We start from the raw sequence: 2,639 nt of genomic DNA, 5'->3' as shown, positions 1-2,639 counted from the left end.
GCCGGCGGCCTCGGCCTGATCCTCTCCGGCTTCGTGATGGGCAACATCATGAGTCAGTTGGGCAAGGCCGAGGGGGCGAAATACTGGACCACCGTCGGCAACCTGGTCGCCGGTGCCAGTACGTTCCTCGGCGAGGTGGGCAAGATGAGCGGGGCGATTTTGGAGAAGACGGACTGGGGTGTTTCGAGTTCAGGATTGGCAAAAAGGTTGTCATTTGGAAGGGCTGCCAACTTCTCGGAATATTTGTCAGGGGCCGGCAAGCTGCTGGGAGTGGTTGGGGGTGTTTTGGCGGGGTTGCTACAGATGTGGGAAGGTTATGAGTCATTAAACGACGGAGACGTGGTTTTTGGATTCGGCGAGATCCTGCTTGGCGTGGCTTGGACCGTACTTTCTGGAGTCCTTGCCTTCACGACCCTGATTTCCGGTGGTTTGGCACTGGTGATCTTCCTGTTGTTGATCGCGGTCGGGTATGTTCTTTCCCTATTCAGGCACGACAAGCTTCAGCATTGGCTGGATAGCTGCTACTTCGGTAAGCACGCATTGGGCGGGGAGAAATTCCCCAACCTTCATACACAGACCGTAGCCTACGACGCTTTGTTAAAGGGTGAATGAACTATGTACAGCGGCTGGACCAGCAAATGGCCAACGATGAAGTGGGTGGTGTCACCGCACTTGAAGCAGCCCCTAAGAGACCTCCTCCTCTCATTGCGGAATCTGTGCAACGCACGGAACTTCCTCGCCAGCAGGGCGATCTCGTCATCGGGGATTCTCTGTCGGTTTAGTCTGTCTTCCAGTCGCACTGTTTATCTCGCTTCCAGCGAAACGCGACATGATCATCGGGTCTTCAATTGTTGCGGTATTTTGTGCGGCCTCGATCCTGCTCTTCGTAATCATGCTTCTCAGCAAGGACTTCTTCACCCACACCTACTATCCCATCCGCTTCAATCGCAAGACGCGACAGGTCTACGTCTTTCGCGACAAACGCGATGGCGGCATCCTGACGGTACCGTGGGACGACGTGTTTTTCCATATTGGCAAAGGGTTTCGCGATCCGGTTTACGATCTGCGCGGCCACCTTCGTTGGTGAAGCCACCGGGGCGCTACGCATCGTGCTGTGGCCATTCGCCGCGTTGCAAGCTTTGACCCGCTGGCTGGTGATGAAAACCTCCAAGCCGCCCGTCTGGCCGGCTGAGATCGAAGCCGCCTGTCGTATCGAACCGGATGATCCGCATCGATTGCCCGAGCCGGAATACACCGGACAATTCGGCGTCGAGCGGGAAATGGCCAAGGCTCGTGCCTTGTGAAGAATATGCGTCATCCCTCAACGCAACCTCGTCGGTTTTGCCCGGGGCACCAGCACGTTCGACCCCAACGGCATACAGCCCCACATCGACGATCATTACATATGGAACTACAAAATGGATTTTTTTCATCGAAATAGCTCATTGGCTTCATTAGTTTTCATGACGCTATTGGTTTCTGGGTGTAGCAACTCGGTTCCTGAATGCAACTCGTCTGACGTGAATAAATCTCTCGAATCTATTGCGATTGGAGTATTCGCCAGAGACCCAGGAAATCCCCTGCTGGCGGCTCAGGTCGCTTCGAAATTCGTTGCGGGTGTCCAACCGGGAGTTGTTTTTTCAAATGAACATGAGATCGGCTACGATTCGGCATTAAAAACGCGAGGATGTACCGCAAAAGTAAGTATTTCGATGGGCTCCGACTCAACTAAAATGTCAAGGACAATTGGCTATACAATTAAACTGGATTCAGCTAACCAAGGTGAATTTATTACCCGAACCATGGATCAGGCTTATGTCTCCGCGTTGTTCTCCTCAAAATCCATTCATAAAAAGCCTAGCATGCGTGCCGCGCCACTAGGTCGCACAGAAATTAGACGAGTATTCCGCTCAGGTCTGAAGTCAATTGACAAGGCCATGACAGGGCGCTGTTATCTCTGCGAATTTACGGGAGAAGCACAGCGCGATAACAAAACATATGAAAATCGCGTCAAAGAGATCGAGCCAATTGGCGCGTGTAAAGTTGTCGACGACAAGGCATCTTGTCCATTATTGATTTATTATCGAGACGATACTCTCGCGGCCCTATCACCCATGCTTGACTTACAGCCATATTCCGTAATTAGAGCAGATTTCACTTTCCTAAAAAATGGCCAAAAGTGGAAGGTGGGCCCTCATTTCAGTGATGATTTTTTCAATGCTACGAAGCGAGACCGTATCAATAGCATCTCCGGCCATGAAACGTCAGCCAACGGGCAAACACCACCATAAATGTTATAGCAGAGGACTTTACGACAATAGAACATACGGAGCCATTACACCCTGCGTCTCCCGAGTGACGGCTATCTGTATATCTTCGACGAACGGAGCAATGAATGAACCGCAAGCCATTCACCGACATCAAGTAATCGCTGGCCGCATTTCAACAGCATTCCTCAAGAAATACAACGACGGGGTCAAGGCGTTGAGCGATTCGGTGGTGAAACCCTTGGATGCCGCCTACCTCGCCTGGCTCAAGAGCGCTGCGTTCAAGACCCACTTCACGCACAACTTCGATCCGCAGGACTTCAGGAGCGGTCAGGCCTATCAGGTGCTGGCTTACAGCTGCATACAAGACGC

General features: G+C 52.1%; 5 protein-coding genes. 4 read left to right on the top strand and 1 reads right to left on the bottom strand.

Annotated elements, in window-relative coordinates; translation table 11 throughout:
• Both P8014_RS20015 and P8014_RS20010 read left to right on the top strand, forming a co-directional pair.
• On the top strand, positions 1-612 hold a 612-nt coding region (locus P8014_RS20015; protein ID WP_337819100.1), incomplete at its 5' end, for a hypothetical protein.
• 217 nt (positions 613-829) lie between these two features.
• Positions 830-1,087, top strand: a complete 258-nt coding sequence (locus P8014_RS20010) for a DUF6708 domain-containing protein (protein WP_337819099.1) — start codon at positions 830-832, stop codon at positions 1,085-1,087.
• A gap of 13 nt (positions 1,088-1,100) precedes the next feature.
• Here P8014_RS20010 and P8014_RS20005 read toward each other — a convergent pair whose 3' ends face one another.
• Entirely contained in the window at positions 1,101-1,433 is a 333-nt protein-coding gene (locus P8014_RS20005) for a hypothetical protein (RefSeq protein WP_337819098.1), read from the bottom strand.
• Positions 1,434-1,520: 87 nt separating this feature from the next.
• Here P8014_RS20005 and P8014_RS20000 point away from each other — a divergent pair, with 87 nt between their 5' ends.
• Both P8014_RS20000 and P8014_RS19995 read left to right on the top strand, forming a co-directional pair.
• Positions 1,521-2,291, top strand: coding sequence for a hypothetical protein (locus P8014_RS20000; RefSeq protein ID WP_337819097.1), 771 nt, complete (start codon positions 1,521-1,523; stop codon positions 2,289-2,291).
• A 100-nt stretch (positions 2,292-2,391) separates the two neighbouring features.
• On the top strand, positions 2,392-2,639 hold a 248-nt coding region (locus tag P8014_RS19995), incomplete at its 3' end, for a hypothetical protein (protein WP_337819096.1).

The organism is Acidihalobacter sp., from assembly GCF_037381185.1.
Lineage (GTDB): Bacteria > Pseudomonadota > Gammaproteobacteria > DSM-5130 > Acidihalobacteraceae > Acidihalobacter_A.
The sequence above is the reverse complement of the archived record's forward strand: the minus strand, read 5'-3'. Positions and strand labels throughout refer to the sequence as shown.